This window comes from Protofrankia symbiont of Coriaria ruscifolia (assembly GCF_900634745.1).
GTDB classification, from domain to species: Bacteria; Actinomycetota; Actinomycetes; order Frankiales; family Frankiaceae; genus Protofrankia; species Protofrankia californiensis.
Window position 1 is genome coordinate 29624 of record NZ_CAAAFR010000015.1, and the last position, 23683, is coordinate 53306.

20 protein-coding genes and 3 pseudogenes are annotated in these 23683 nt (G+C 67.8%); 16 read left to right on the plus strand and 7 right to left on the minus strand.

Annotation, left to right across the window (positions count from 1 at the left end):
* Nucleotides 1-82: 82 nt before the first annotated feature.
* Complete coding sequence (locus tag CV1CTNOD_RS25255) at nucleotides 83-262, minus strand: hypothetical protein (protein WP_207386110.1); 180 nt, start codon at nucleotides 260-262, stop codon at nucleotides 83-85.
* Between the two features lie 598 nt (nucleotides 263-860).
* Here CV1CTNOD_RS25255 and dnaK point away from each other — a divergent pair.
* From dnaK to clpB, 5 genes are read left to right on the plus strand one after another with little or no spacing between them, the layout of a single operon-like run.
* Nucleotides 861-2783, plus strand: coding sequence for a molecular chaperone DnaK (gene dnaK, locus CV1CTNOD_RS01630; RefSeq protein WP_131784412.1), 1923 nt, complete (start codon nucleotides 861-863; stop codon nucleotides 2781-2783).
* Between the two features lie 4 nt (nucleotides 2784-2787).
* Nucleotides 2788-3432, plus strand: a complete 645-nt coding sequence (locus CV1CTNOD_RS01635) for a nucleotide exchange factor GrpE (RefSeq protein WP_207386111.1) — start codon at nucleotides 2788-2790, stop codon at nucleotides 3430-3432.
* A gap of 6 nt (nucleotides 3433-3438) precedes the next feature.
* Nucleotides 3439-4398, plus strand: a complete 960-nt coding sequence (locus CV1CTNOD_RS01640) for a DnaJ C-terminal domain-containing protein (RefSeq protein ID WP_131784414.1) — start codon at nucleotides 3439-3441, stop codon at nucleotides 4396-4398.
* Nucleotides 4395-4778: a chaperone modulator CbpM gene (locus CV1CTNOD_RS01645; RefSeq protein ID WP_131784415.1), complete on the plus strand. Its 384-nt coding sequence runs from the start codon at nucleotides 4395-4397 to the stop codon at nucleotides 4776-4778. Before CV1CTNOD_RS01640 ends, CV1CTNOD_RS01645 begins: the two co-directional genes overlap by 4 nt.
* Nucleotides 4769-7405 carry an ATP-dependent chaperone ClpB gene (gene clpB / locus CV1CTNOD_RS01650; protein WP_131784416.1) on the plus strand — a complete coding sequence of 879 codons (2637 nt, stop codon included), beginning with the start codon at nucleotides 4769-4771 and terminating at the stop codon, nucleotides 7403-7405. Before CV1CTNOD_RS01645 ends, clpB begins: the two co-directional genes overlap by 10 nt.
* A gap of 206 nt (nucleotides 7406-7611) precedes the next feature.
* Here clpB and CV1CTNOD_RS01655 read toward each other — a convergent pair.
* Nucleotides 7612-7784 (minus strand): annotated as a pseudogene (locus CV1CTNOD_RS01655) (IS6 family transposase); the annotation flags it as partial.
* 240 nt (nucleotides 7785-8024) lie between these two features.
* On the opposite strand from CV1CTNOD_RS01655, the gene CV1CTNOD_RS01660 reads away from it, so the two are divergent.
* Both CV1CTNOD_RS01660 and CV1CTNOD_RS01665 read left to right on the plus strand, forming a co-directional pair.
* On the plus strand, nucleotides 8025-9338 hold the full coding sequence (locus tag CV1CTNOD_RS01660; protein ID WP_131784417.1) for a mechanosensitive ion channel family protein: 1314 nt from the start codon (nucleotides 8025-8027) through the stop codon (nucleotides 9336-9338).
* 243 nt (nucleotides 9339-9581) lie between these two features.
* Nucleotides 9582-10037 (plus strand): hypothetical protein, encoded by a 456-nt coding sequence (locus CV1CTNOD_RS01665; protein ID WP_131784418.1) that lies wholly within the window; start codon nucleotides 9582-9584, stop codon nucleotides 10035-10037.
* 140 nt (nucleotides 10038-10177) lie between these two features.
* Here the strand turns inward: CV1CTNOD_RS01665 and CV1CTNOD_RS26155 are convergent.
* Nucleotides 10178-10282, minus strand: a pseudogene (locus CV1CTNOD_RS26155) (IS6 family transposase); the annotation flags it as partial.
* A gap of 104 nt (nucleotides 10283-10386) precedes the next feature.
* Here CV1CTNOD_RS26155 and CV1CTNOD_RS01680 point away from each other — a divergent pair.
* Together CV1CTNOD_RS01680 and CV1CTNOD_RS01685 are read left to right on the plus strand one after the other, a co-directional pair.
* The gene (locus CV1CTNOD_RS01680) at nucleotides 10387-10947 is read left to right on the plus strand and encodes a DUF2752 domain-containing protein (protein ID WP_242606279.1); all 561 of its coding nucleotides are present in this window, start codon (nucleotides 10387-10389) and stop codon (nucleotides 10945-10947) included.
* Between the two features lie 677 nt (nucleotides 10948-11624).
* Nucleotides 11625-14489: a DEAD/DEAH box helicase gene (locus tag CV1CTNOD_RS01685; RefSeq protein WP_431607053.1), complete on the plus strand. Its 2865-nt coding sequence runs from the start codon at nucleotides 11625-11627 to the stop codon at nucleotides 14487-14489.
* Between the two features lie 189 nt (nucleotides 14490-14678).
* On the opposite strand, the gene CV1CTNOD_RS01690 is transcribed toward CV1CTNOD_RS01685, so the two are convergent.
* Nucleotides 14679-16064 (minus strand): MFS transporter, encoded by a 1386-nt coding sequence (locus CV1CTNOD_RS01690; RefSeq protein ID WP_131784421.1) that lies wholly within the window; start codon nucleotides 16062-16064, stop codon nucleotides 14679-14681.
* A 476-nt stretch (nucleotides 16065-16540) separates the two neighbouring features.
* Nucleotides 16541-16948 carry a YccF domain-containing protein gene (locus CV1CTNOD_RS01695; protein WP_131784422.1) on the minus strand — a complete coding sequence of 136 codons (408 nt, stop codon included), beginning with the start codon at nucleotides 16946-16948 and terminating at the stop codon, nucleotides 16541-16543.
* Between the two features lie 331 nt (nucleotides 16949-17279).
* Here CV1CTNOD_RS01695 and CV1CTNOD_RS26160 point away from each other — a divergent pair.
* The 6 genes and pseudogenes from CV1CTNOD_RS26160 to CV1CTNOD_RS01720 all read left to right on the plus strand — a co-directional run.
* Nucleotides 17280-17545: pseudogene (locus CV1CTNOD_RS26160) on the plus strand (epoxide hydrolase N-terminal domain-containing protein); the annotation flags it as partial.
* 24 nt (nucleotides 17546-17569) lie between these two features.
* Nucleotides 17570-18430 carry an alpha/beta fold hydrolase gene (locus tag CV1CTNOD_RS01700; RefSeq protein WP_242606288.1) on the plus strand — a complete coding sequence of 287 codons (861 nt, stop codon included), beginning with the start codon at nucleotides 17570-17572 and terminating at the stop codon, nucleotides 18428-18430.
* A gap of 67 nt (nucleotides 18431-18497) precedes the next feature.
* Nucleotides 18498-18764, plus strand: coding sequence for an AAA family ATPase (locus CV1CTNOD_RS27570; RefSeq protein ID WP_207386112.1), 267 nt, complete (start codon nucleotides 18498-18500; stop codon nucleotides 18762-18764).
* On the plus strand, nucleotides 18689-19042 hold the full coding sequence (locus CV1CTNOD_RS27230) for an AAA family ATPase (RefSeq protein ID WP_207386113.1): 354 nt from the start codon (nucleotides 18689-18691) through the stop codon (nucleotides 19040-19042). Before CV1CTNOD_RS27570 ends, CV1CTNOD_RS27230 begins: the two co-directional genes overlap by 76 nt.
* A gap of 1005 nt (nucleotides 19043-20047) precedes the next feature.
* Nucleotides 20048-20593, plus strand: a complete 546-nt coding sequence (locus CV1CTNOD_RS26170; RefSeq protein WP_131784424.1) for a helix-turn-helix domain-containing protein — start codon at nucleotides 20048-20050, stop codon at nucleotides 20591-20593.
* A complete protein-coding gene (locus CV1CTNOD_RS01720) occupies nucleotides 20590-20763 on the plus strand; it encodes a HepT-like ribonuclease domain-containing protein (protein WP_207386114.1) in 174 nt (57 codons plus the stop codon). Before CV1CTNOD_RS26170 ends, CV1CTNOD_RS01720 begins: the two co-directional genes overlap by 4 nt.
* A 185-nt stretch (nucleotides 20764-20948) precedes the next feature.
* On the opposite strand, the gene CV1CTNOD_RS26175 is transcribed toward CV1CTNOD_RS01720, so the two are convergent.
* Entirely contained in the window at nucleotides 20949-22550 is a 1602-nt protein-coding gene (locus tag CV1CTNOD_RS26175; protein WP_347402873.1) for a protein kinase domain-containing protein, read from the minus strand.
* Nucleotides 22496-22837 (minus strand): hypothetical protein, encoded by a 342-nt coding sequence (locus CV1CTNOD_RS27575; RefSeq protein ID WP_347402875.1) that lies wholly within the window; start codon nucleotides 22835-22837, stop codon nucleotides 22496-22498. The genes CV1CTNOD_RS26175 and CV1CTNOD_RS27575 overlap by 55 nt, the downstream gene beginning before the upstream one ends.
* A 635-nt stretch (nucleotides 22838-23472) precedes the next feature.
* Between CV1CTNOD_RS27575 and CV1CTNOD_RS01735 the strand changes: the two genes are divergently transcribed.
* On the plus strand, nucleotides 23473-23683 hold a 211-nt coding region (locus CV1CTNOD_RS01735), incomplete at its 3' end, for a DUF6247 family protein (RefSeq protein WP_242606282.1).

Consider the following 23683-nt stretch of genomic DNA (forward strand, 5'->3'; position numbering starts at 1 on the left):
CCGGGCGGTCGACCGGGACGGCCAGGTCATCGGCGTTCTCGACCCTCCGACCACCGCGACCTGGTCGTAGCCCGCAGGCTCCTCACCCGAGCGCTGGCTCGCGGATCTTCCATGCGGTGATCCCGGCCTTGTCCACCGGATCGATGATCACCGTGAGTACGAACCCGGCGCTCGGCGAGTAGCCGACGAGCCGGATCGCTCCGGTCTGACTCCTGGGATCGGGGTTGCGGACGACCCGGCGAGGATCCGCAGCCGCCTCCACCGTCCCCTCCGGCTCGATGCCAGCCGCCCCGCGGTAGCGGTCGCAATGGTGGCGGATGTACTCCGCGTCCTCCCTCGTCCCACCACAACCCGCTCACCACGGACCACGGTGTCACACAGCTACTCACGAACGTCCGGACGGCGAAACGTGAGCGTCCGAGACGGGGGTTCAAGCAGGCCCGGACAAGGCCGGACGGCTGGACGCTGCGCACCCTGCCCCGCTGGCTGGAGAGCGACGGTGACCCCTGACAGGGCATCTCCGCCCACGCCCGCACGTTCATCGCAGCCCGTTGCAGGTCGGACGGGATCGTCAAGGACTCCGGATCCCCTTTCTCCGCAGCCGCGGCGATGTGACAGGTAGGACATGTCGAACGGCGTGGAGGGATTTCCGCGCGTGGTTTTGAGGCGCACGGATCGGGAACCGGGTTGGGTGACGTAACACTCGGCGGGTGATACCCGTTGGGCCGATATCGGGTGGTGTGGCCGACTGCGTCCGGCTGGCTCAGTCGGGACGGTCCTCCCAGCCCGGGTGGTTCGGACGGCCCGTTTGGGCGCGTTCGGCTTCTGGCCGTTCCGCTCGCTCCTGATGGGAGCAGGTCATGGCGAAGGCAGTAGGTATCGATCTGGGTACGACCAACTCGGTGATCGCCGCCTGGGAGGGCGGTGAACCCAGGGTCATTCCGAACACGGAGGGTTCGCGGACTACGCCGTCGGTGGTCGCGTTCACCGAGAGTGGTGAACGGCTCGTCGGTCAGCTGGCGAGGCGGCAGGCGATCCTCAATCCGAAGGCCACGATCTACTCGGCCAAACGGTTCATCGGTCGGCACTACGACGAGATCAGTGAAGAAGCCAAGGCGGTCACCTTCGACGTGGTGTCCGGTCCCGGTGGCGCCGTCCGGTTCACGGTGCGGGACAAGCTGTACTCGCCGGAGGAGATCAGCGCGCTGGTGCTGCGCAAGCTCGCCGACGACGCCGCGAAGAACCTCGGCGAGAAGGTTACCGAGGCGGTCATCACCGTGCCCGCCTATTTCAATGACGCGCAACGCACCGCGACGAGAGACGCGGGTCGGATCGCCGGTCTGGAGGTGTTGCGGATCATCAACGAGCCGACCGCCGCGGCGCTGGCCTACGGGCTGGACAAGCACGGCCACGAGACCGTGCTGGTGTTCGACCTCGGCGGCGGCACCTTCGACGTCAGCACCCTCGACGTCGGCGACGGGGTCGTCGAGGTCCGGGCGACGGCCGGCGACAGCCATCTGGGCGGGGACGACTTCGACCGCCGGCTGGTCGACCATCTCGCCGACGCCTTCCAGCGCGAGCAGGGCATCGACCTGCGCCAGGATGCCCAGGCGTTGCAGCGTCTGTTCGAGGCTGCGGAGAAGGCGAAGGTCGAGCTGAGCTCGGTCACCCAGACCCAGGTGAACCTGCCGTTCATCACCGCCGACGCGTCCGGGCCGCGGCATCTGACCACCGCGGTCATGCGGTCGACGTTTGAGCAGATCACCGCCGATCTGGTCGAGCGGACGATGGGGCCGGTGCGCCAGGCGATGGAGGACGCCAAGGTCACCGCCGACGACCTCGACGAGGTGATCCTGGTCGGTGGCGCGACCCGGATGCCGGCGGTGCAGACGCTGGTGCGCCGGTTGACCGGCGGCAAGGAACCGAACATGAGCGTCAACCCGGACGAGGTCGTGGCGCTGGGGGCCGCGATCCAGGCCGGGGTGCTCAAGGGCGAGGTTTCCGACGTGCTCCTGCTGGATGTCACCCCGCTCTCGCTCGGTGTCGAGACCCGTGGCGGCCTCATGACGAAGATCGTCGAACGGAACACCACGATCCCGGTGCGGCGGTCGGAGGTGTTCTCGACCGCGGAGGACAACCAGCCGGCTGTGGACATCGTGGTGTTGCAGGGTGAGCGGGAACGGGCCGCGGACAACCGGGTGCTCGGCCGTTTCCGCCTGGAGAGCATCCGGCCGGCCCCGCGGGGCGGGCCGCAGATCGAGGTGACGTTCGACATCGATGCCAACGGCATCCTCAACGTCACCGCTCGCGACAAGGACACCGGCGCGCAGCAGTCCATCACGATCAGTGAGACCTCGAACCTGCCGAAGGACGAGGTCGAACGGATGATCACTGAGGCGGAACGGCACCGAACCGAGGACCAGGCGCTGCGCGCCGCGATCGACGCCCGTAACGAACTGGACACGGTCGCCTATCAGGTCGAGCGGCTGCTGGCCGACGTCGGCGACGCGGCACCGCCGCATGAGAAGGCGCGTGCCGGCATGCTGGTCGCCGACGCCCGTCAGGCGATCAAGGAGGAGGCGCCGCTGGACCGGGTCAGGTCGCTGACCTCGGATCTGCAGCAGGTCTACCACAGTCTCGCGGCCAGCCGGACTGCTCCAACCGGCCAACCCGGTGCAACCGGCCGGTCTGGGACAGGTCAGGGCGGGCCCGGACAGCCGCCGCGCGCCGGCGGACCGACCGGTGCCGACGATGTCATCGACGCCGACTTCGACCGGGGCTGATCGCATGATGTCGACCGATCAGGATCAGGGCCCGCAGGACGCCTTCGCCGGCACCAAAGCGCGCGCCGCCGGGACTCCGGGCGGCGATGCGGCCCACGACGAGGACTCGGCGTCCGCCGGACGGATCGACGAGTGGGAGGACCGCTGGCGGCGGACCGCCGCCGATCTGGAGAACCTGCGCAAACGGTTCGCCCGCGACCTGGAGCGGGACCGCGAGGCCGAGCGGGACCGTACGGCCGGCGCCTGGCTGCCGGTGCTCGACCACCTCGAACTCGCGCTGGCCCACGCCGACGCCGACCCCCGCTCGATCGTGGCGGGCGTCCGGGCCGTGCGGGACCAGGCCGTCGACGTACTCGACCGGCTCGGCTACCCGCGCCATGACGAGGTCGGGGTGCCGTTCGACCCGGCCCGCCACGACGTGCTGAGCGTGGTCGAGGAGCCCGGCATGCCGCCGGGCACGGTGGTGGCCGTGGTCCGGCCCGGCTACGGCGACAGCGGCCGGCAGTTGCGCCCCGTCGGCGTCGCCGTCAGCCGGCCACCCGCCGACGACGCCGACGACGGTAGGCAGGGGTCCCCAGGCACGCGCGGGTCCGCGAGGGAGCGGGAGCCGGGTCGGGGCGGGCGCGACGCCAGCGGGTCCGTGGAGTGACCAGCGGTGGCCCGGGACTACTACGAGGTTCTCGGTGTCGGGCGCGACGCGAGCGCCGAGGAGGTGCAGCAGGCCTACCGCAGGCTCGCCCGCCGCTACCACCCGGACGTGAACTCCGATCCGGCGGCGGAGGAGCGGTTCAAGGAGGTCGGTGAGGCATATCACGTGCTGTCCGACCCGAAGACGAGGGCGCGCTACGACCGGTTCGGCGACGACTTCCGACGGATCCCCGAGGACTACGAGGAGCGGGTGGCCGCCGGCGCGGGCGTCGGCGGGGGCTGGGCACGCGGCGGCCGGGGGCCGTCCCGGGATGCCCGGGTCGAACCCGGCTTCGGCACGGACTTCGGCGCGCGGTTCGGCGGAGCCGGATTCGAGGATCTGTTCGGCGACATCTTCGGGGCCCGCGGCGCGGCCGGGCCGATCCCCGGCGCAGACCAGGAAGCCGAGCTCGAGTTGACGGTCGAGGAGGCCTATCGGGGTGGCCGGCGCCGGGTGACCATGACCGGCCCGGACGGACCCCGCAGCTATCAGGTCGCCATCCCACCCGGGGTGGTTGACGGGCAGCGCATCCGGCTGGCCGGGCAGGGCGGCACCGGCAGTGCCGGCGGCCAGCCCGGCAACCTGTACCTGCGGGTCCGGATCGCTCCGCACCCCCGTTACCGGCCCGACGGCCGGGACATCTACGTGACGTTGCCGGTTACCCCGTGGGAGGCGGCGCTCGGCGCAACGGTCCCGATCACCACCCCCGGTGGCGAGGCCAAGGTCCACGTCCCGGCGGGTTCGTCGAGTGGTCGCCGACTGCGCCTGCGCGGCGAGGGCCTGCCGAATCCCTCCGGACGGCCGGGCGACCTCTACGCCGAGGTCAGCGTGTCGGTGCCGCCGAAGCTGACCGACCGGGAGCGGGCGCTGTTCGCAGAACTGGCGGCCGTGTCGACCTTTGATCCGAGGAGGGGATCCCGAGGATGAACATCCGATCCCCGTCGGAGCGGCGGGCAGCGCCGCCGCCCGCCGCCGGGCTTCGCTATCCGCTGGCGCCGACCCGCAGGTTGACCTTGGAGACGGTCGCGAGCCGCAGCGGGCTGCACCCCGACCTGCTCCGCCGGTTCGTGGCGCTCAGCCTGCTGGACGCCTCCCGCGACGCCACCGGGACGCTGTGGTTCGCCCCGGACGCCCCGGCGACGATCGCCAGGATCCAACGGCTGCGGGCCGGCCTCTGCCTGAACTACGCCGCCATCGGCCTCGTCCTCGACCTGCTCGACCGCATCGATGCGCTGGAAGCCGCGCTGCGCAGCAGCACACCCGCTCGGCCGCGGACAGCCGCGAGGAGCACACCACCATGGACATGAACCGGCTGACCCAGAAGTCCCAGGAGGCGCTGGCCGCCGCCCAGGCCAAGGCGACCGCGCTCGGGCACACCGAGGTCGATGGCGAGCACCTGCTGATCGCTCTGCTGGAGGCTCCCGACGGGCTGGTCCCGCGCCTGATCGGGCAGGTCGGCGCCGACACCGCCACGCTGCACGCCGCGGTCGAGGCCGACCTGGCTCGGCGGCCGAAGGTCACCGGGCCGGGTGCCCAGCCGGGACAGGTGTTCGTCACCCAGCGACTGTCCGGGCTGCTGGACGCGGCCGAACGCGAAGCTGGGCGCCTCAAGGACGAGTACGTCTCGGTGGAACACCTCCTCCTCGCCTTGGCCGAGGAGAGCACCAGCACCGCGGCCGGCCGCCGGCTGGCGGAGCACGGAATCACCCGGGAGTCGTTCCTGTCCGCGCTCACCCGGGTGCGCGGTCACCAGCGGGTCACCTCCACGACGCCGGAAGCCGCCTACGAGGCATTGGAGAAGTATGGCCGGGACCTGGTCGGCCAGGCCCGGACCGGCACCCTCGACCCGGTGATCGGCCGGGACGCCGAGATCCGCCGGGTCATCCAGATCCTGAGCCGTAAGACGAAGAACAACCCGGTGCTGCTCGGCGACCCCGGCGTCGGTAAGACCGCGATCGTGGAGGGCCTGGCCCAGCGGATCGTCCGCCGGGACGTTCCGGAGGGGTTGCGCGACAAGAGCATCTTCGCGCTCGACCTCGGTTCCCTGGTGGCGGGCGCCAAGTACCGCGGCGAGTTCGAGGAGCGGCTCAAGGCCGTGCTCGCCGAGGTGAAGGCCGCGCAGGGCCGCATCCTGCTGTTCGTCGACGAGCTGCACACCGTGGTCGGCGCCGGCGCCGGTGAAGGTGCCATGGACGCCGGCAACATGCTCAAGCCCATGCTGGCCCGCGGCGAACTGCACATGATCGGCGCCACGACGTTGGACGAGTACCGCAAGCGCGTCGAGGCCGACGCCGCGCTGGAGCGCCGGTTCCAGCCGGTCATGGTGGACGAGCCGACCGTGGAGGACACCATCTCCATCCTGCGCGGCCTGCGGGAACGGTTCGAGATCTACCACGGGGTGAAGATCCAGGACGGCGCGCTCGTTGCCGCGGCAACGATGAGCAACCGCTATATCACTGACCGTTTCCTGCCGGACAAGGCGATCGACCTGGTCGACGAGGCGTGCGCCCGGTTGCGCACCGAGATCGATTCGATGCCCGCCGAGCTGGACGAGATCACCCGGCGGGTGACCCGGCTGGAGATCGAGGAAGCCGCCCTGGCGAAGGAGACCGACCCGGCCAGCAGGGCCCGTCTGGAGGAGCTGCGCCGGGAGCTCGTCGACCTGCGGGCCGATGCCGACGCGAAGCGCGCCCAGTGGGACGCGGAACGCCAGGCGATCCGGCGGGTCCAGGAACTGCGCGAGGAGCTGGAGCGGGTGCGCCGGGAGGCCGAGGAGGCCGAGCGCTCCTACGACCTGAACCGGGCCGCCGAGCTGCGCTACGGCCGGCTGCGCGAGCTGGAACGGCGACTCACGGCGGAGGAGGAACAGCTCGCCGCCAAGCAGGGCGAGCACCGGCTGCTGCGTGAGGTAGTCACCGAGGAGGAGATCGCCGAGATCGTCGCGGTCTGGACCGGCATCCCGGTCGCCCGGCTACGCGAGACCGAACGGGACAAGCTGCTGCGCCTGGACGAGATCCTGCGGGAGCGGGTGGTGGGTCAGGACGTGGCCGTCGCCCTGGTCGCCGACGCGATCATCCGGGCTCGCTCCGGGATCCGTGACCTCCGCCGCCCCATCGGCTCCTTCGTCTTCCTCGGGCCGACAGGCGTCGGCAAGACCGAGCTGGCCAGGACGCTGGCCGCGGCCCTGTTCGACACCGAGGAGAGCATGATCCGCCTGGACATGAGCGAGTACCAGGAACGGCACACGGTCAGCCGGCTCGTCGGCGCTCCCCCCGGCTACGTCGGCTACGAGGAAGGTGGGCAGCTCACCGAGGCGGTCCGGCGCAAGCCGTACTCGGTGGTGCTCTTCGACGAGATCGAGAAGGCGCACACCGACGTGTTCAACGTCTTGCTGCAGGTGTTGGACGACGGGCGCGTCACCGACGCCCAAGGGCACCGGGTCGACTTCCGCAACACCGTCATCATCATGACCTCCAACATCGGCTCCGAGTACCTCCTCGACGGCCTGGACACCGAGGGCCGGATCAGGCCCGAGGCGGAGACACGGGTGATGGCGGAGCTGCGTGGGCACTTCCGCCCGGAATTCCTCAACCGGATCGACGACATCATTCTGTTCCGGCCGTTGTCCCTGACGCAGCTCGAGAAGATCGTCGACCTGCAGGTCGACGATCTGCGCCGACGACTGGCGGAGCGGCGGATCACCCTGGAGCTGACCGGCGCCGGCCGCCGCCACATTGCACAAGCCGGCTTCGACCCGGTCTACGGGGCCCGGCCGCTGCGCCGCTACATCTCCCACGAGATCGAGACCCGCATCGGGCGGGCGCTGCTGCGCGGCGAGGTCTCCGAGGGCGGTGTGGTGCAGGTCGACGCACACGATGGCGAGCTGGCCGTCAGCTACCAGGCGGCCGATGCGCAGCACGGGCTTGCCGCCTGACCACCCCGACCTCGGCGGATGCGTGGATGCGTGGTCCGCGGCGAGGCGTGGGCGGCTCGGTACCCGGGCAGGGGCGCCTGGCCGGGCAGCACACCGTCGCCGAGGCTGTCGCCGCCGCACCTCGCACACCCGTCGACAAACCACCTGTCCCCAGGGGCGTGCCGGCAGGGGCGGGCTGCATCGATCAGCAGCGAGGTGAACCGCCGCACCCACCGGTGGACCGTGACGTGATCGACCATGAGACCTTGTTCGGCGTGGCGCGGAGGAGCTCCTCGACGTCCCGATACGACAGGGCGTAGCGGAGATGCCAGCGGGCCGCCAGTACGCGTCCCCTCGGACGGGAGGCGGAACCTGGTGAACGGGCAGGGCGTCGGCGCATCTATCCACCATGAATGATCAAAAATCTCTCGGATGCAACAGACCCTCCTGTCACGCTCAGGATCGAGGGTACGGGGCCAGATCAACCTCGCTCAAGAGAGATCTCAGGACACTTCCAGATGTGACGGGCCTCTCACGTTATAGCGCCCCACCACGGGAAGGCATCCCTGGACACAGGCGCGCCGCCCGGCGCAAGGCGCTGCCCGGGCTGCCGCTACCAGACTGATCCGAGGAGTCCGGCGTGGTCATTCGCAATGCAGCCGAGATGTCCCTACCGGAGGCTGATTCGACACCCGCCGTGCTGGTCGTGCTGGTCGTGGCCGTCGCGATCGGCTATGTGGTCGCGCTGGTCGTCGACCGGATAGCCTGCCGGGTCGGGCGCCGTTCGATAGCCGCCGCCGACCTGGCCCAGCGCGGGCGACACCCGGCCCGTCTCACCCTCGTCCTCGTCGCCCTGCTTGTCGCGCTGAACGCCATGCCCGAACAGACCTGGACCGGGGCCATCGTCCGGCTGCTCGGCCTGGTCTTCATCGGCGGCGTCTCCTGGCTGGTGGCGGTGCTCACGTTCCTCCTCGAGGACCTGGCCCTGGCCCGCTACCGGATGGACGTCGCCGACAACCGGCACGCCCGCCGGGTGCATACGCAGGTGACCCTGCTGCGTCGCATCACGGTGGCCGTCATCACCGTCATTGCCGTGGCCTCAATGCTGATGACGTTCCCAAGCGTGCGCATCGCCGGTGCCAGCATCGTCGCGTCCGCCGGAATCGTCGCCATCGTTGCCGGCCTCGCCGCACAGACCTCGTTGGCGAACGTGTTCGCCGGGCTGCAGCTCGCCTTCACCGATGCCATCCGGGTGGACGACGTGGTCGTCGTGGAGGAGGAATGGGGGCGTATCGAGGAGATCACACTGACCTACGTAGTCGTCCACATCTGGGACGACCGACGCATGATCCTACCATCGACGTACTTCACCACCACGCCGTTCCAGAACTGGACGCGCCGGGAGGCGGCCGTGCTCGGCGTAGTCGAGCTGGACCTGGACTGGTCGGTGCCGGTAGAGGAGATGCGGGCGGAGATGCACCGGATCCTGGACGCCACCGCCCTCTGGGACGGCCGGGTCTCGGTGCTCCAGGTAACCGACGCGGTCGGCGGATGCGTCCGGGTCCGGGTGCTGGTCAGCGGTAGCGACGGACCGACCGTGTTCGACCTGCGCTGCCACGTCCGGGAGTCGCTCGTGCGATGGCTGCGGCAGCAGCACCCGGCGGCGCTGCCGAGGACAAGGCTCGAACACGGGCGGGACGGCTCGGCGTGGGACGGCGAGCATGACGGCCATGGGAAGGGGCTGCACGGGCCGGCACAGCGGCGCGAGTCCGACCCGACCACCGCCGGGGCCCCGGCCACCGATCCGGCCATCGGTACGCGGCTGGACCTCCCCGCACATCCCGAGGAGGCCCACGCGGACGCCCGCCTGTTCGGGGGTAGCCCGGACGCGGCTGAGCGCTCCCGGGCGTTCAGCGAAACCGACGAGCACGGCCCGCGCCAGCCGCCGTCCTAGCAATCTTTGATTGCCAGGTTCTCCACGCTCATGTCAGGTTCTGCTCACTGTCACGCCGGATAGCTGGAACTACGAGCGCTATCAGAGCAATAGTTGGAATCATCCGGTTATCGACGACGGAACTCGGGTAGTAGACACAAGACCAATCTGTTCGTGGCATTCGACCACGACAGATCGCTGATTCGTTGGGAGGAAACTTCAATGGTCAAACAGTCCGAACCCTCGCGACCGGATTGTGCGGACGTGCTTCCACCCGCTGCCGCCGACACTGGGGCAGACGCCGCTTCCATCGGTGGAACGGGTGCTGAAGACGCGAATGCCGTCGACCTCCAACGGAAGGCCGCAGACGCGACAAGTGGGCTCGCGCCGCACGTCGCGGCAGCCGCTGGCCGGACCCGCGACGCCGCTGAGAAGGCGGCTGGTACGGTCCGGGAGAAGGTACGCCAGAACCCGCAGGTCGCCACGGCGACCGAGAAGACGCTGGGTATTCGGGACAAGGCCGTCGGGACCCTTCGCGACCAGGCCGATCATCATCCGCAGGTTGCCGCGGCTGCCGAGAAGACCGTGGCCACCGGCGGCAAGGCCGCTCGTGCGGCGGGCCAGCAAACCCGTCGGCATCCCCGAGCCACTGGCGGGGCGGTTGCTGGCGGGGTCGTCCTGCTCCTCACGCGGCGGGCAGTCCGGCGCCGTCGCGGGTGATGATATTGCGAATGGATATAGCAGCGCGTTGCCCACCACATTGATCGTCGTTTTGACGCCGGCCACCGGTGATCCTGCTGGTTGATTCGGCGCCATGCCGAGTTCCATCTCGGCGTGGCGGCTCGGTTGCATTGGGCGGAGGCCTTCAACCGGCTGTGATCCGATTCAATCGGGTTGTTCGCATACGGGGCGTCGATGTGGTGGGAGGCGGGCAGCTGCTCGTCGAATACCCGCGGGCAAGTCGCTGGGGTGTGGGTGTCAGGTACCTGGTTCGGGTCATGCTGTCTGCCGGTATTCGTGAGTGAGGACGGCGTCGAACGCGGCGGTGAACTTCGTATCGCGATCGCGGATGAGAAACCGGAACCGCGCGGCCCGCTCCGGCCTTACCAGCAGGATCGGCCGTGACGCCAGCGGGAGCAGCCGTGCCAGTCCGGCCAGGATGGCACGGCTGGCCCAGCAGAGCTGGGGTCGGGCGACCTGGCGGCGCAACTCTAGTCAGAAGAACCGTACTGGCAGGACCATCGGCCGCCAGTGGCTGATGCTCAGCGCGTCGGCGTGCGCGCTGGGCGTCGGCTACCTTGTCGTTGCTGACCCGCACGATCCGAATACGGTCATGCCGGTCTGTCCGACAAAGATTGTCACCGGGCTCGATTGCCCGGCGTGTGGAGGCCTTCGTCTGGTTCACGACCTGCTTCACGGTCATGCGCGGGCCGCGGTTCACGACAACCTCTTCGTACTGCTTTGTAGCCCGGTGCTGATGTACCTGATCTGGCGGCAGGCGCGCGCGGTCAGCCTGGGCGAGCAGGCGCGCGTCCCCAGACCACTTGCCTACGGCCTGGCCGGCGCCGCGCTCGTCTGGATGGCCGTGCGCAACCTGCCCGGATGGCCCCTGACCCCGACGTCCATCTGACTGTCAGGGTCCTGGACGGCTGCTTGGCGGCATCGATGTTTCATGGCTGAACTGATGAAACTGACGAGCTGGGCGAATGCGATGAACGATTTGCTCCCCCTGGTGCAACTGTGTGGATTGATGTAGGCCAAGGCGTCGGCGAGCGCTTCAAGCCCCGCTTGGCTCCATAGCAATCGACTACGTAGGGTAGTTGAGGGTTCAGCGGCCCAGTGACCGGCTATGAACCGTCGTGCCTGGTGGGCGGGGTGGGCTCGGACTGCTCTTCGCATCCAGCCCCACATCTCGCTACTTTATGTAATGATGATCTTATGTAAGGCTGACCGCGTATAAAGCTGGAATGAGGTGCTGGTATGCGGCTGCTAGCGTAGTCATATGTTGCCTGTGGTGTTTCAGGGTCTCGGTCGGGCCGGTCTTCACGCGCGGGCTGGTACGGCTGTCGTGTGGGTATCAATTGTTGGTGTGTCGTGGTGTCGGGGTGGACGGCGATGAGAGTCGAATATTCGCAGGCGGCTGTGAACCGGAATCTTCCGTCGTCGTCTTGGCGGCGGTCTCTGGACGTGTTGCTGGGTTCCCCGGTCGAGGGCGTTGAGAGCAGCGCGAGCGTGACGCCGTTGGCTGTCGAGCTGACCTTGTCCTCGGGTCCGCCGCCACGTGGCTCGGCAGCGGGTGGGCTGGCACTGCGTGTTCTCGCTCGGTTGGTGAGGCCGGGGAGGAACGGCTGGGTCGGCGCGTTGTCGTGGTCGAGGCTGAACTCGCCTTACTATCACGGCGAGTACCTTGCCTCGCATGTACGGTTATTGCGGGAGATGTACGCTGTTTACCGGTCGGGTAAGGATTACGCAAGTTATTCCTCCTATTCCTCCTATTCTTATCCTGAGGATAAGTCGATCGATCTGTCCATGTTCGGTAGTGTTCTGCTCTGGCGGATGCTCGACGACGCCGAGGCGATCGGTCTCCGCTTGGTGCACGGGAAGAAGCGGCTCGGTGATGTGGATCGGTACGGCTCCGCTGAACTCTTCCTGGACGTCACCCGCGGCACAGGACCCGCCGAAGGATCCGAAACGCTTGTGATCACCCCGGTGTTACGGGTGGAGGGGGCGGGTGCGGATGCCGCGCCGTTCGCGTTCATCGGGCAGGAAGGTCACGGTGTCGTCTACGTCGACCGTGCGGAGATCCAGGCCTCGGCTAATCATGGTGATTGGCGGCTGCGGTTGGCCAGACTCGTCACGCCGGTGCCGCCGGAGCTGCAACGGATGGCGCAGGAGAACAGGCAGTTGGAGATCCCGGCGGCCGAGGAGGAGCGTTTCCGCGACGAGTTCTATCCGCGGCTGCGGCGACTGGCCCCGGTGATCTCCAGCGACGACTCCTTCGTGCCTCCGACGATCGTGCCGCCCACACTGGTGCTGCACGCCTCCTACGGCGCCGATCATGACCTCGACGTCGACTGGGGGTGGGAGTACACCGTCGGCGATGCACGGCCGCGGGTGTCGCTGCACGACAGCGCGCCGCATCCCGGATATCGGGACAGGGCGCAGGAGCAGGAGATCCTGGACAGGCTTGATATTCCACTGGAGACGTTCGGGCTGTTGTCGGCCGGTGAGGCCGGTGGGGAAGGAAATTCGGTGTCGCGCGCGCGGCTTAGCGGCATCGACACGATGCGGTTCTCCACGGAACTGTTGCCGTGGGCGGAGGACCAGCCCGGGATCACTGTCGAGGTCAGCGGGAGCCCTGCCGACTATCGCGAGGAAAGTAACTCGCTGCGTATCGGTGTGTCGGCCCACGATGTGGTGGGTGAGACCGACTGGTTCGATCTCGGGGTGACTATCAGCGTGGCGGGACGCGATATTCCGTTCACGGAGGTGTTCCTGGCGTTGAGCAGGGAACAGTCGCACATGCTTCTGCCCGATGGCACCTTCTTCTCCTTGTTGAAACCCGAACTGCGCACGTTGTGGACGTTGATAGAGGAGGCGCGGGCGCTGCGGGACGTATCCGACGGGCCCCCGCGGATCAGCCGGTTTCAGGTCGGGCTGTGGGATGATCTGGTCGAACTCGGTGTCGTCGACCATCAGACGGAGGCGTGGCGGCGGCAGGTGGCGGGGCTGCGGTCGATCGAGTCCGTCGACGCGAAGGAGCCACCGGCGACGCTCGCGGCGCGGCTGCGCCCCTACCAGGCCGAGGGTTTCCGGTGGTTGGCGTTTGTGTGGGAGTTCCAGCTCGGCGGGGTTCTCGCCGACGACATGGGGCTCGGTAAGACCGTGCAGTCGCTGGCGCTGATCTGTCATGCCAAACAGGCCGATCCGGAGCTCCCGCCGTTCCTCATCGTCGCGCCGACGAGTGTCGTCGCGAACTGGAAGGCGGAAGCCGCCCGTTTCGCGCCGGACCTGCGGGTTGTATCGATCTTCGACACACTGCGCCGCCGCGGGGAGGGCCTCGATCAGATCGTGGCTGGCGCGGACGTGGTGGTGACCTCGTACACGCTGCTCCGGCTCGACTTCGACACCTATTCCGGCGTCACCTGGTCGGGGCTGATTCTGGATGAGGCCCAGGCGGTCAAGAACCACCAGTCGAAGATCTACCAGTGTGTGCGGTCGTTGACCGTGCCGTTCAAGCTCGCCATCACCGGTACTCCGATGGAGAACAACCTGATGGAGCTGTGGTCGCTGCTGTCGATCACCGTGCCGGGTTTGTTCCCGCACCCGACCCGTTTCCGTGACTACTATGCCCGGCCGATCGAGAAGCAGGGCGACAGCGATCTCCTCGCGCAGTTACGGCGACGGATCAAGCCGCTGGTCAAACGGCGTACGAAGGAACAGGTGGCCACCGATCTTCCCGCGAAACAGGAGCAGGTCCTCGAGGTCGAGCTGCATCCACGACACCGCAAGGTATATCAGACCCACTTGCAGAAGGAACGGCAGAAGGTCCTCGGCCTGGTCGACGACATGAACCGGAACAGGTTCACCATTCTGCGTTCGCTGACGCTGCTGCGCCAGCTCAGCCTGCATGCCGGGCTTGTCGACGACGCAAAAGGTGATCTTCCGTGCGCCAAGATAGACGCGTTGCTCGAGCAGCTTGTCGACGTGGTTGACGGCGGGCATCGGGCGTTGGTCTTCAGCCAGTTCACCGGATTTCTCGGCAAGGTGCGTGAGCGGCTGTCCGCGGCGGGCGTGGAGTACTGCTACCTTGACGGCAGGACGCGGAACAGGGCCAAGGTGGTGGAGCAGTTCAAGGAGGGGTCGGCCCCGGTCTTCCTCATCAGCCTCAAGGCTGGCGGATTCGGGTTGAACCTCACCGAGGCGGACTATTGTTTTCTCCTCGACCCGTGGTGGAATCCGGCGACGGAGGCGCAGGCGGTCGACCGTACCCATCGCATCGGGCAGACGCGGAATGTCATGGTCTACCGTCTTGTCGCCAGGGGCACCATCGAGGAGAAGGTGATGATGTTAAAGGAGCGGAAGGCCGAGCTGTTCTCCAGCGTCATGGACGAGGGTGGTGTTTTCAACACGACTCTGGACGCCGACGACATCCGGATGCTGTTCTCCTGACCGTTTGCCTCCCGACGTGATCGTCCTGGCGGTACGTTGATATCTGCGTTACGCATGGTCGTACCGGGAGACCGGTGGTTCGTCGACGACACCCGCGCGGGTCGGGATCTGTTCGTACCGGGATCTGCGAACAGAGGAACAGTCGCGTTGAGCGGAGGTAGGACATGGCAGGCTGACTGGTCCTACGTCCTACTGTTGAGATATTTCGAGCCTGCTCGGCCGGGTGGAGGCGGCGGCGTCCGGGGACGCCTGCTCGTGGACGTGCGCGGAGGTGGTCGCTTCCGCCTTGGCGATCGCCTCCCGTGCGTCGTATCTCCGCAGGGCCGGGACGGCAGCCGTGGCGAGCAGGAGCCCGCCGATGCAGGTCAGGCCGCCGCTGACGACGGAGAAGGCCGGCGAGACCAGGGCGGCGGCGCTACCCGCTTCCAGGTCACCCAGCCGGGGGCCGCCGGCGACGACGACCAGGAACACCCCCTGCAGCCGGCCGCGCATCGCGTCCGGGGTGGCAACGTTCAGGATGGAGGTGCGGAAGACCGCGCTGACCATGTCCGCCGCGCCGGCCAGGGCCAGGAGCAGCACGCCGACGGCGAGGGTGTGGGTGAGCCCGAATCCCGCTATCGCGCCGCCCCAGACGACGATCGCCACTACCACCGCCAGGCCCTGACGGTTGATCCGGCCGAGCGGGCCGGACAGACCGGCACCGAGCAGCGCCCCTGCCGCGACCGCCGAGTACAGCATGCTGGCCGTGGTGGTCCCGCCGTCGAACTGGGTCCGGGCCAGTTCCGGGAACAGCGCCCGTGGCATCCCGAAAATCATGGCGATGATGTCCACAACGAACGTCATGAGCACGACCGGTTGCCCGCCCAGGAACGCAAGCCCCTCCCCGATGCTGGCCCTCCCGGCGCGCCGCCCGCCACCTTGCGGTGGCATCGGCGGGAGGCGGGCCAAGCTGTACAGCGCCGCGACGAAGGTCGCCAGATCCAGCGTGTAGGCCAGGGTGTAGCCGCCGGCGGTCACGCTCATCCCGGCGATGAGTGGTCCAGCGGTCAGCGCGGTGTTCCAGCCGATCTGCTGCAGGGCCGTGGCGGCCGGCAGCTCCCGCAGCGGCACCAGATTCGGAGTCATCGCCCGCCGTGCCGGCCCGTCGACGGAAACCAGCGCGGACTGCACCGCGATCAGGCAGAACAGCGGCCAGACGGGGCCGGCGCCGCCGGCGACAAGCGCGAACAGCAGGAGCCCGGCCGACACCGCGGCCAGTCCACTGGAGGTGACCAGGGCGAGGCGCCGCCGGTCGACGGCGTCAGCGATCGCGCCGCCGAGCAGCCCGCAGGCGACCAGTGGGACCAGCGCCACCAGGCTGGCGAGCCCGACCTGGAAGGACGAGTGGGTGATGTCGTAGACCTGCAGGGGAACCGCGGTGGCGGTGATCTGGGAGCCGAGCGCGGAGACCGTTTCACCGGCCCACATGCGGCGGTAGGTCGGATAGGCCCGCAGGGGGGAGATGTCCGCCAGCAGCCTCTGTGCGACCGAGCGTAGCGTGAGCCGGGTTCCGCTGGTCGGCCCACGTGCCCTCACATGGTCTCCCTACTGTGGGTTGCCACTCTGGTTTGCCGGCAGGAGACCCGTGCCCTCGGCTTGCCGTCGATGACCGGTATACCGTGTTCTAGATCATTCCGGACCGGTGGGTCGACACCGATTCCCACCGGGCTGACCGAGCGACGAGGGCTCTTCACGCTTTCCCCCTGCGCGTACCAGCAGCGGCACCCGTCCGGGATCGTTGGGCTGAATCTGACAATCTTCTTTATATCTTAATGATGGTGAATGGCCAGGCATTGAGGATGTGTCCGGCCAGATATCGATTTCGGCAGCCCGGTGATCGCAGTCCGGTGACCGAGGACGACGTCCGCGAAGCGGTCGACGAAGCGGTCAAGCGGAAGAAGAACTCGGCCGGCAACGCCGTATGATCATCGCTGGTGACATCTCTGCCCTCGTGGCCGCGGTACACCACTGCCGCGCTGATCTACCCGGAGACCCAGGTCCGTCCCGGACGCTCAGCGGAAGGCGAGGCGGTCGGCGTTGTAGGGGTCGTCGATCCGGACGATCTCCCGGCCCAGCGGCAGCAGCGAGACCGGGATCAGCTTGAAGTTCGCGAGCCCCAGTGGGATGCCGATGATCGTGAGGCACAGCAGCAGGCCGGTCGTTAGGTGACCGAGCGCCAGCCACCAGCCGGCGAACACGATCCACAGCACGTTTCCGATCAGTGATGGCGCGCCCGCGTCGTGGCGATCGATCACCCGGCGGCCAAATGGCCACAATGCGAAGTTGGCGATGCGTAGCGAGGCGACCCCGAACGGAATGGTAATGATCAGGATGAAGCAGATCAGTGCGGCGAGGGCGTAGCCCAGCGCCATCCAGAACCCGCACAGCACCAGCCATATCAGGTTCAATATCATGCGCATACGGTCCATCTTCCCACTCGTACCCCGGCTTGAACGATCGGGCCGGGGGCACCTCGGTGAGAAAGGACCACTTTCGCCGGACAAAGATCAAGTAAGGCTGGGCGGAGGTTTCCGCGTCAATCGATCGTCACACATCATGATCGACGTTCCTGTCTGTGGCGGGCGACCGGGAACCTGCACGTCGTTCATCCAGCCGTCGTCGTCCGGCGTCGGGATACCGAATACGCGTATTGTCGAGACCGGTCGCCGACTCCTTCCCGACACCGTGTCCAGCATCGTGAACCACATTCCGCGTGACGAGCAGACGGGCCGACGAAGGGATGAGAACCTCATGGCCGAGGTGACCCCGTACCGCATCGAGATCCCAGACGCCGACCTGGACGACCTGCGTGACCGGCTCCGCCGGACCCGCTGGCCCGACCGCGAGACCGTGCCCGACTGGTCCCAGGGCATCCCGTTGGGGTACCTGCGCGAGCTGTCTCCTACTGGGCGGAAGAGTACGACTGGCGGGCTACCGAGCGCAGGTTGAACGCGCTGGACCAGGTGAAGGTCAGTATCGACGGGCTGGATATCCACGTGCTGCACGTGACGTCGCCGCACGTCGGCGCGGTGCCGCTGTTGATGACGCACGGCTGGCCCGGGTCGATCGTGGAGTTTCTGGACGTCATCGGGCCGTTGACCGACCCGGTCGCGCACGGCGGTTCGGCCGCCGACGCGTTCCACCTCGTCCTGCCGTCCCTGCCGGGATACGGATTCAGCGACAAGCCGACCGGCACCGGCTGGGGGGTGCCGCGGATCGCTGATGCGTGGGCGGAACTGATGATCGTGCTGGGCTACGACCGGTACGCGCTGCAAGGTGGTGACTGGGGAGCGATGGTGTCGACCGCGCTCGCCGTCCGCCATCCGGGCGCCGTGCTCGGCCTGCACCTGACACTGCCGTCGGTGAACATCCGCGTGGCCATGGCCGAGCTGGGGGAGTTGGACGAGTGGGACCGGGTGTCGCTTGATGCGGGCAGGCGTTACCGGAAGGAAGAGGCGGGCTACTCGACCCAGCAGTCCACCCGGCCGCAGACCGTGGGGTACGGCCTGGTGGACTCACCGGCCGCGCTCGCCGGCTGGATCGTGGAGAAGTTCCACGGCTGGACGGACTGTGACGGGCATCCGGAGAAGGTCCTCACCCGGGACCAACTGCTCGACAACGTGATGATGTACTGGCTACCGGCCGCCGGCGCGTCCTCGGCACGGTTGTACTGGGAGAGCTTCCGGAACCGTCCCGAGGGGCTGGTGACCGTCCCGACCGGATGTTCGATCTTCCCGCGGGAGCTGTTCCGGCTGTCCCGCCGCCTGGTCGAGACCCGTTTCCGGGACCTCCGTTACTGGAACGAGCCGGACCGCGGCGGCCACTTCGCGGCGTTCGAGCAGCCAGCCATCTTCGTGGACGAGGTCCGAGCCTTCTTCCGGTTGTTGCCGGTCCCCCGGTGAATCGCCTGGCGTATCCCAAGGTGATCGAACCAATCCGAACCCGTCAAACCGTAGTACGACTTCATTGATGAAGCGGTACATTCTGACGGGGGCTCCCGGCGCTGGGAAGACCACAATTTTGCGAACCTTATGGGATCGCGGCCACGAAGTGGTCGATGAAGCGGCAACAGCTGTCATCGCGGCAGAGCAGGCGCAGGGTGATACTGAGCCGTGGGTGCGGTCGACCTTCATCGATAAGGTCGTCGGCCTGCAGCGACAGTGGCAAGTCGGATCGGTTCGTCCCGACTTGGGCTACAGGTCTTCGACCGCTCTCCCGTCTGTACCCTCGCGCTGAGCCTGTATCTCGGCTACCCGCCATCGGCGGTGCTCACCGAAGAAATCGACAGGATCACGCGTGAGCGCGTCTATGACCGCCGGGTGTTCTTTGTCCGCAACATCGGATTCATTGAGCCTACCGCCGCCCGGAAGATCACATTTGTGGACGCTCTGAAGTTCGAACGTCTGCACGAGGAGGTTTATCTCGCGCTGGGCTATGAACTGGTGGATATCCCGCGAGGGGAGGTGGCAGATCGCGCAAACATGATCGAGACATATATCGCTGTCTGGAGGTGAGAACGCCAGGATCCCCCGTATACTGCCGTCTACGACACACTACAGCGCCACATAGCGCTGCCGAAAACTACGCCGCTGACCGCTGGCAGCCTCATTCCTGGTTGATCTTCAGGGGACGTCCCCGTTCCACGCATGGGAAAAGCTCGGACTCACCTGGGCGGGATAGCTACCATCAGGCGATGGCAGACTCCGTGGAGTGCGCCATCGCCTGGTCTGAGGGACTTCAGTCGCAGAAGGATCGGGTATCGATGACTGATGAAGGCGAGTGCGGCGTGAGCAGGTGCGGGGAGGCAGCGTTCGGTTCTGTACCGGCAGACAGCCCGCTGCCCGGTGACCGGTCCTTTGTCGACGGACATCTACGCCTCCCGACCTGTGTCGAGCATGGCCGAAAGCATCACCGCCTTGTCCTCGGTCGGGAGCCTCGTCCCGGCGATGTCACGATCCGCAAACCGGACGAATCGCCCGACGAGTAGCTGATCCGCCACGCCACGCCACGCCCTGCTCAGCCGGACCCCATCGGCTTTTTGGTCGAATGAAGCATGCCAGCCGTCTGTGACCGGTCGGATGTCAGGAAGGTAGGGTGCGCGGGATTTTCTTCCGGCGGCTGGAAGGCAGGTCACAGCCGTGGATGTCCGACCTCGACCGGCCTCAGTCGATCCACCGGCTCGTCGATCGCCAGCACGCTGTTCGATGTAGACGTCTTCACTGCTGTCCTGCCATGACACGCCTCTTGATGATCAAGATAGGAGATCTCGGTACTTCGACCGTATCCGCATCGCATGGATGATCAAATCTGTGCCGTCGTCCAGGAGCAGGACGACGATCTCCAACAGGTTGCTCACTCGTCTGGATCCGGCCACAGCATCGTCCGCATCCGGCCCTGGCTGTGTCGCCGACCCTGTCAGACATGGACCGGGATCCCGCACCCGCGAGAAGTCCCAAGTCACAATCCCAGACCAAGTTTTAGGCACCAACAGCGTTTCGGATGCTTGTTCAATATCGACGATGCGCGATATCGTCGAGGACGTGCTCCCTGGCGGTGATGTGGCGGCGACGGTGCTTCGGGACGCGCGTCGCCGGGCGGGGTTGACTCAGGTCGAGCTGGCCGCCCGCGCGGGAGTGCCGCAGAGCGTGATCAGTGCCTATGAGTCCGGGCGCCGGCAGCCGGCTGTGTCGACGTTGGCCGCGCTGATTGAGGCGACCGGGTTCGAGCTCACCGTGGGAGTTCGTCCGCTGCCGTGCCGGCTACAGATGTTGTCCGGGCCGGTCGGGCGTGCGGTCCGTCGCCACCGGAGGGAATTGATTGCGGCGGCTGCAGCGCATGGGGTGTCGAACTTGCGGGTGTTCGGCAGCGTGGCCCGCGGCCAGGACCGCCCCGACAGTGATGTGGACCTGCTTGCCGACCTGCCTGCCGACCTGGGACTGCTCGGACTCGGTCGCGTGCAGGACGGGTTGGAGACCATCCTCGGTGTCCGGGTCGACCTGGTCCCGGCATGGGACCTCAAGCCCGAGGTCCGCGCGCGGGTTGAGCGCGAACAGGTGGCGCTGTGACCTACTGGAAGCAGATCGCACGGATGCGCGACCACCTGGCCCACCGCTACTTCGACACCTCTCATGCGATCCTCCAGGCCACCGTCGACCGCGATCTGCCCGACCTGGAACAGGCAGTCAGGCGGCTGAGTCAGCACCTGGACGATGAGTCCGCTGGCACGGACGAATGACCTCTACCGAAACACCTTGTGGGCGCCAGATATTGGGCCTGCGGGGTCCCTAAATGTGGACGATATGCCGCCGTGGCGGAAAAGACGCTGCGAATCATGTTGCCGGTTTGGGTACTGCGTCACAGCATCGTGCTGCGCACGCTCTTGCCCGATGTGTTTCGCGTGCTCCGTGGTTGTTCGGTGAGCTAATACACGGTGATTCTTCCGCCCGTGTTGCCGGCCGTGAAGATACCCAGGCAGCGGCCGTTCGAGTTGGCGACGAGCCACAGGTGATTGACGTAGGTGTTGCTCGAGTAGGCGTTTCCCGTCGCAAGGGACGGGGCGTAGGCCACTCGGGAGCCGTCGAAGTCCAGCCAGTAGATCTGTACGGTTTCGGGGCTCTGGTCGTCGAAAGTGACCTGGACGCCGTCCGTGGTGCGGGCGGAGGCCAGGCGTCCCTCGTCCGCACACGAGTACCGGCTGAGGTTCCCGGCGAAGCTGAACGAGTGGGCGGCCGGTAGCGGTTGGCTGGCCACCGGCGGTGGTGGCGGCATGTTGCCGCCCGGGGAGCCACGGTCGGTGCCCGCCCTGGGCGTTGTTGCCGGTGCGGGTTGGCCTGCTGCTCTGCCGTCTGCGGTGGCCGGCTGTTCGCCGCCTGCCAGGGCCCCCGGTGCGGTCGCTGCCGTCGGGGACATATCCGGGGACGCACCCGCGGATATATTCGCTGACGGATCCGGCAGCGGCGAGCCGGCAGTCGCGGCGGGGTGCGCGACGGACGTCGTGGGTCCCGGCTGTGCGTCGCCGGCTGCTGCGAGCTGCCGACCTGGTCCGCTCGTGGCTATGGCCAGGCCGATGCTGATTGCGACAAGGGCTGCGACGAGCGCGCAGGCCCCAATCGCCAGCGGGGTCCTGCGACGGCGCCGGGTCTGCGACGTCGCGGCTGCCGCGGCGGGTCCACGCGTTACGGGTCGGGCGGTGGCTGCCTCGGCTTGGGCAGTGGCTGCCTCGGCCGATGGCCCGACGTCACCGGGGCCAAGGTGTGCGTGGGGCCCGTCCTCGCTCGTTCCGGGCGCGGATGCGGCTGCGGGCGCGGGCGCGGCAGCCTCATCACTCCCGCGACCTCGGTCGTCCCCGGACGCAGACGCGGCTGGGGCTGAAGGCGTGGGCACAACTGGAGGCGGCTGGCCGGCGTCGGACGGGTGGGCCGCGGCGGTGGCCGCCGCGTGGGTAAGCAGAACGTCGACCACCGGCGGTGGCAGCCAGCCCGGGCCGGGCCGCAGGACGGTCGTTTCCTCATCCTGGTCGGTGAGCCGCGCCAGAACGTCCGCCAGCCCTGGCCGGGCGGCGGGGTCCTTCGCCAGGCAGGCGGTGACGAGTTCGCGCAGGTCGCCGTCGATGCCGTCAAGCGTCGGCTCGCTGTGGACCAGCCGGTAGACCAGCGCCGGGGTGGGGCCGGTGCCGAACGGTTCTCTACCGGTCGCGGCGAAGGCGATGAGCGCGCCGAGGGCGAACACGTCGCATGGCGGGCCGATCTCACCGCCAGTTATCTGCTCGGGTGCCATGAAACCGGGTGAGCCCAGAACGCCGCCGGTCTGGGTGAGCCCGGTGGCGTCGGCCGCGCGGGAGATCCCGAAGTCGATGATCTTCGGGCCGTCGGTGGCCAGCAGCACGTTCGACGGTTTGAGATCGCGGTGGACGAGCCCGGCCCTGTGTACGGCGGCGAGTGCTTCGGCGAGCCCGGCGGCGAGCGTTTTCACCGACGCCTGGGGGAGCGGGCCTGTCCGGCGGAGAGTCTCGGCGAGGGACAGTCCGGGGACGTAGGCGGTGGCAAGCCAGGGCGGTCGGCTGTCGGGTCGGCGTCGATGACCGCGGCCGTGTACGCGCCGCTGACGGCCTGAGCGGCCTGCACCTCTCGGGCGAACCGGTCCCGGAACTCCGGGTCGTCGGCGAGCTCGGGCCGGACGACCTTCACCGCTATGGCGCGCCCGGCCGGTGAGCGTCCCAGGTAGACGCGGCCCATTCCGCCGGCGCCCAACCGCCCCACCAGCTTGTACGGGCCGACCTGAGCGGGATCGTCCGACCTCAGTGGCTGCATGGTTGGACCCCCACCCGGACCATGATCTGGCGAGTTCTCGCCGTAACCGGCGACCCGCCTCGCCCACTATAGGCAGCTGCCGGACGTTCCATACCGGACAGCCGCCGTGGATTCCGAACGGTCGCCGTGGCGGGTATGCCGCGGGCGGTGGTCGTGACGGGCATGCCCGGGGCCGGAAAGTCCGCCTCGGCAACCCGCTGGGCGCACGAGGTTCGTACTCGATTCGGTGACGGCCAGGTCTACGTCGACCCGCGTCGTCTGCGGCACCCGTTCGCAACCGGTTTCCATGCTGGCGTCGACATCACCAGCATCGCGCTCCGGCCCGGCCGCGAGTCCATTGAAACGACGCAGGTCTACCTGAACGCCTATATGGAACCCCGACGCCAAAGGATGGGCTGCACCACCCGAGAAATGATTCTCCGGGACGACATTCTCCGGAGGGTTCGGACGGTCCCCCGTGTTGACCGCCACGTGCGCGCGATTACCACAGAGCCGCAACTAGGTCCAGCTTCTACGCGCGCATGCGTCACCACCACCGTGGCTCGTCTCCCCACGAGCTGCGGGCGCCGAGCCGACAGCCACGCCACGCGCTGTCGTCGTTGTCGAGGATGTGGGCTGTAGGGACAATGGATCGCATGGCCGACACCATCCCGATCTATGGAGTCCGCAACCGCATCGAGAAGAACGGACCCGCGATCCGTGACGCGCTCCGTCCGGACGACCGCGACGTGTTCGTGGCGGAACTGCGGATCGCGCTGGCAGAGGCCGATGACACCCTCGACCTCGACCCGATCGCCGCAGTAGTCGACAAGTGGTGGGGGCAGGCAGTGCTCACGGCCAACCCGG

Bases quoted from the DNA above. Each gene is read 5' to 3' on its own strand.
- CV1CTNOD_RS27575 (WP_347402875.1), bottom strand. From the start codon at position 22,837: ATGCAGCCACTGAGGTCGGACGATCCCGCTCAGGTCGGCCCGTACAAG.
- CV1CTNOD_RS01635 (WP_207386111.1), top strand. From the start codon at position 2,788: ATGATGTCGACCGATCAGGATCAGGGCCCGCAGGACGCCTTCGCCGGC.
- clpB (WP_131784416.1), top strand. From the start codon at position 4,769: ATGGACATGAACCGGCTGACCCAGAAGTCCCAGGAGGCGCTGGCCGCC.
- CV1CTNOD_RS01645 (WP_131784415.1), top strand. From the start codon at position 4,395: ATGAACATCCGATCCCCGTCGGAGCGGCGGGCAGCGCCGCCGCCCGCC.
- CV1CTNOD_RS27570 (WP_207386112.1), top strand. From the start codon at position 18,498: ATGAAGCGGTACATTCTGACGGGGGCTCCCGGCGCTGGGAAGACCACA.
- CV1CTNOD_RS01700 (WP_242606288.1), top strand. From the start codon at position 17,570: ATGACGCACGGCTGGCCCGGGTCGATCGTGGAGTTTCTGGACGTCATC.
- CV1CTNOD_RS01680 (WP_242606279.1), top strand. From the start codon at position 10,387: ATGAGAAACCGGAACCGCGCGGCCCGCTCCGGCCTTACCAGCAGGATC.
- dnaK (WP_131784412.1), top strand. From the start codon at position 861: ATGGCGAAGGCAGTAGGTATCGATCTGGGTACGACCAACTCGGTGATC.
- CV1CTNOD_RS01695 (WP_131784422.1), bottom strand. From the start codon at position 16,948: ATGCGCATGATATTGAACCTGATATGGCTGGTGCTGTGCGGGTTCTGG.
- CV1CTNOD_RS26170 (WP_131784424.1), top strand. From the start codon at position 20,048: ATGCGCGATATCGTCGAGGACGTGCTCCCTGGCGGTGATGTGGCGGCG.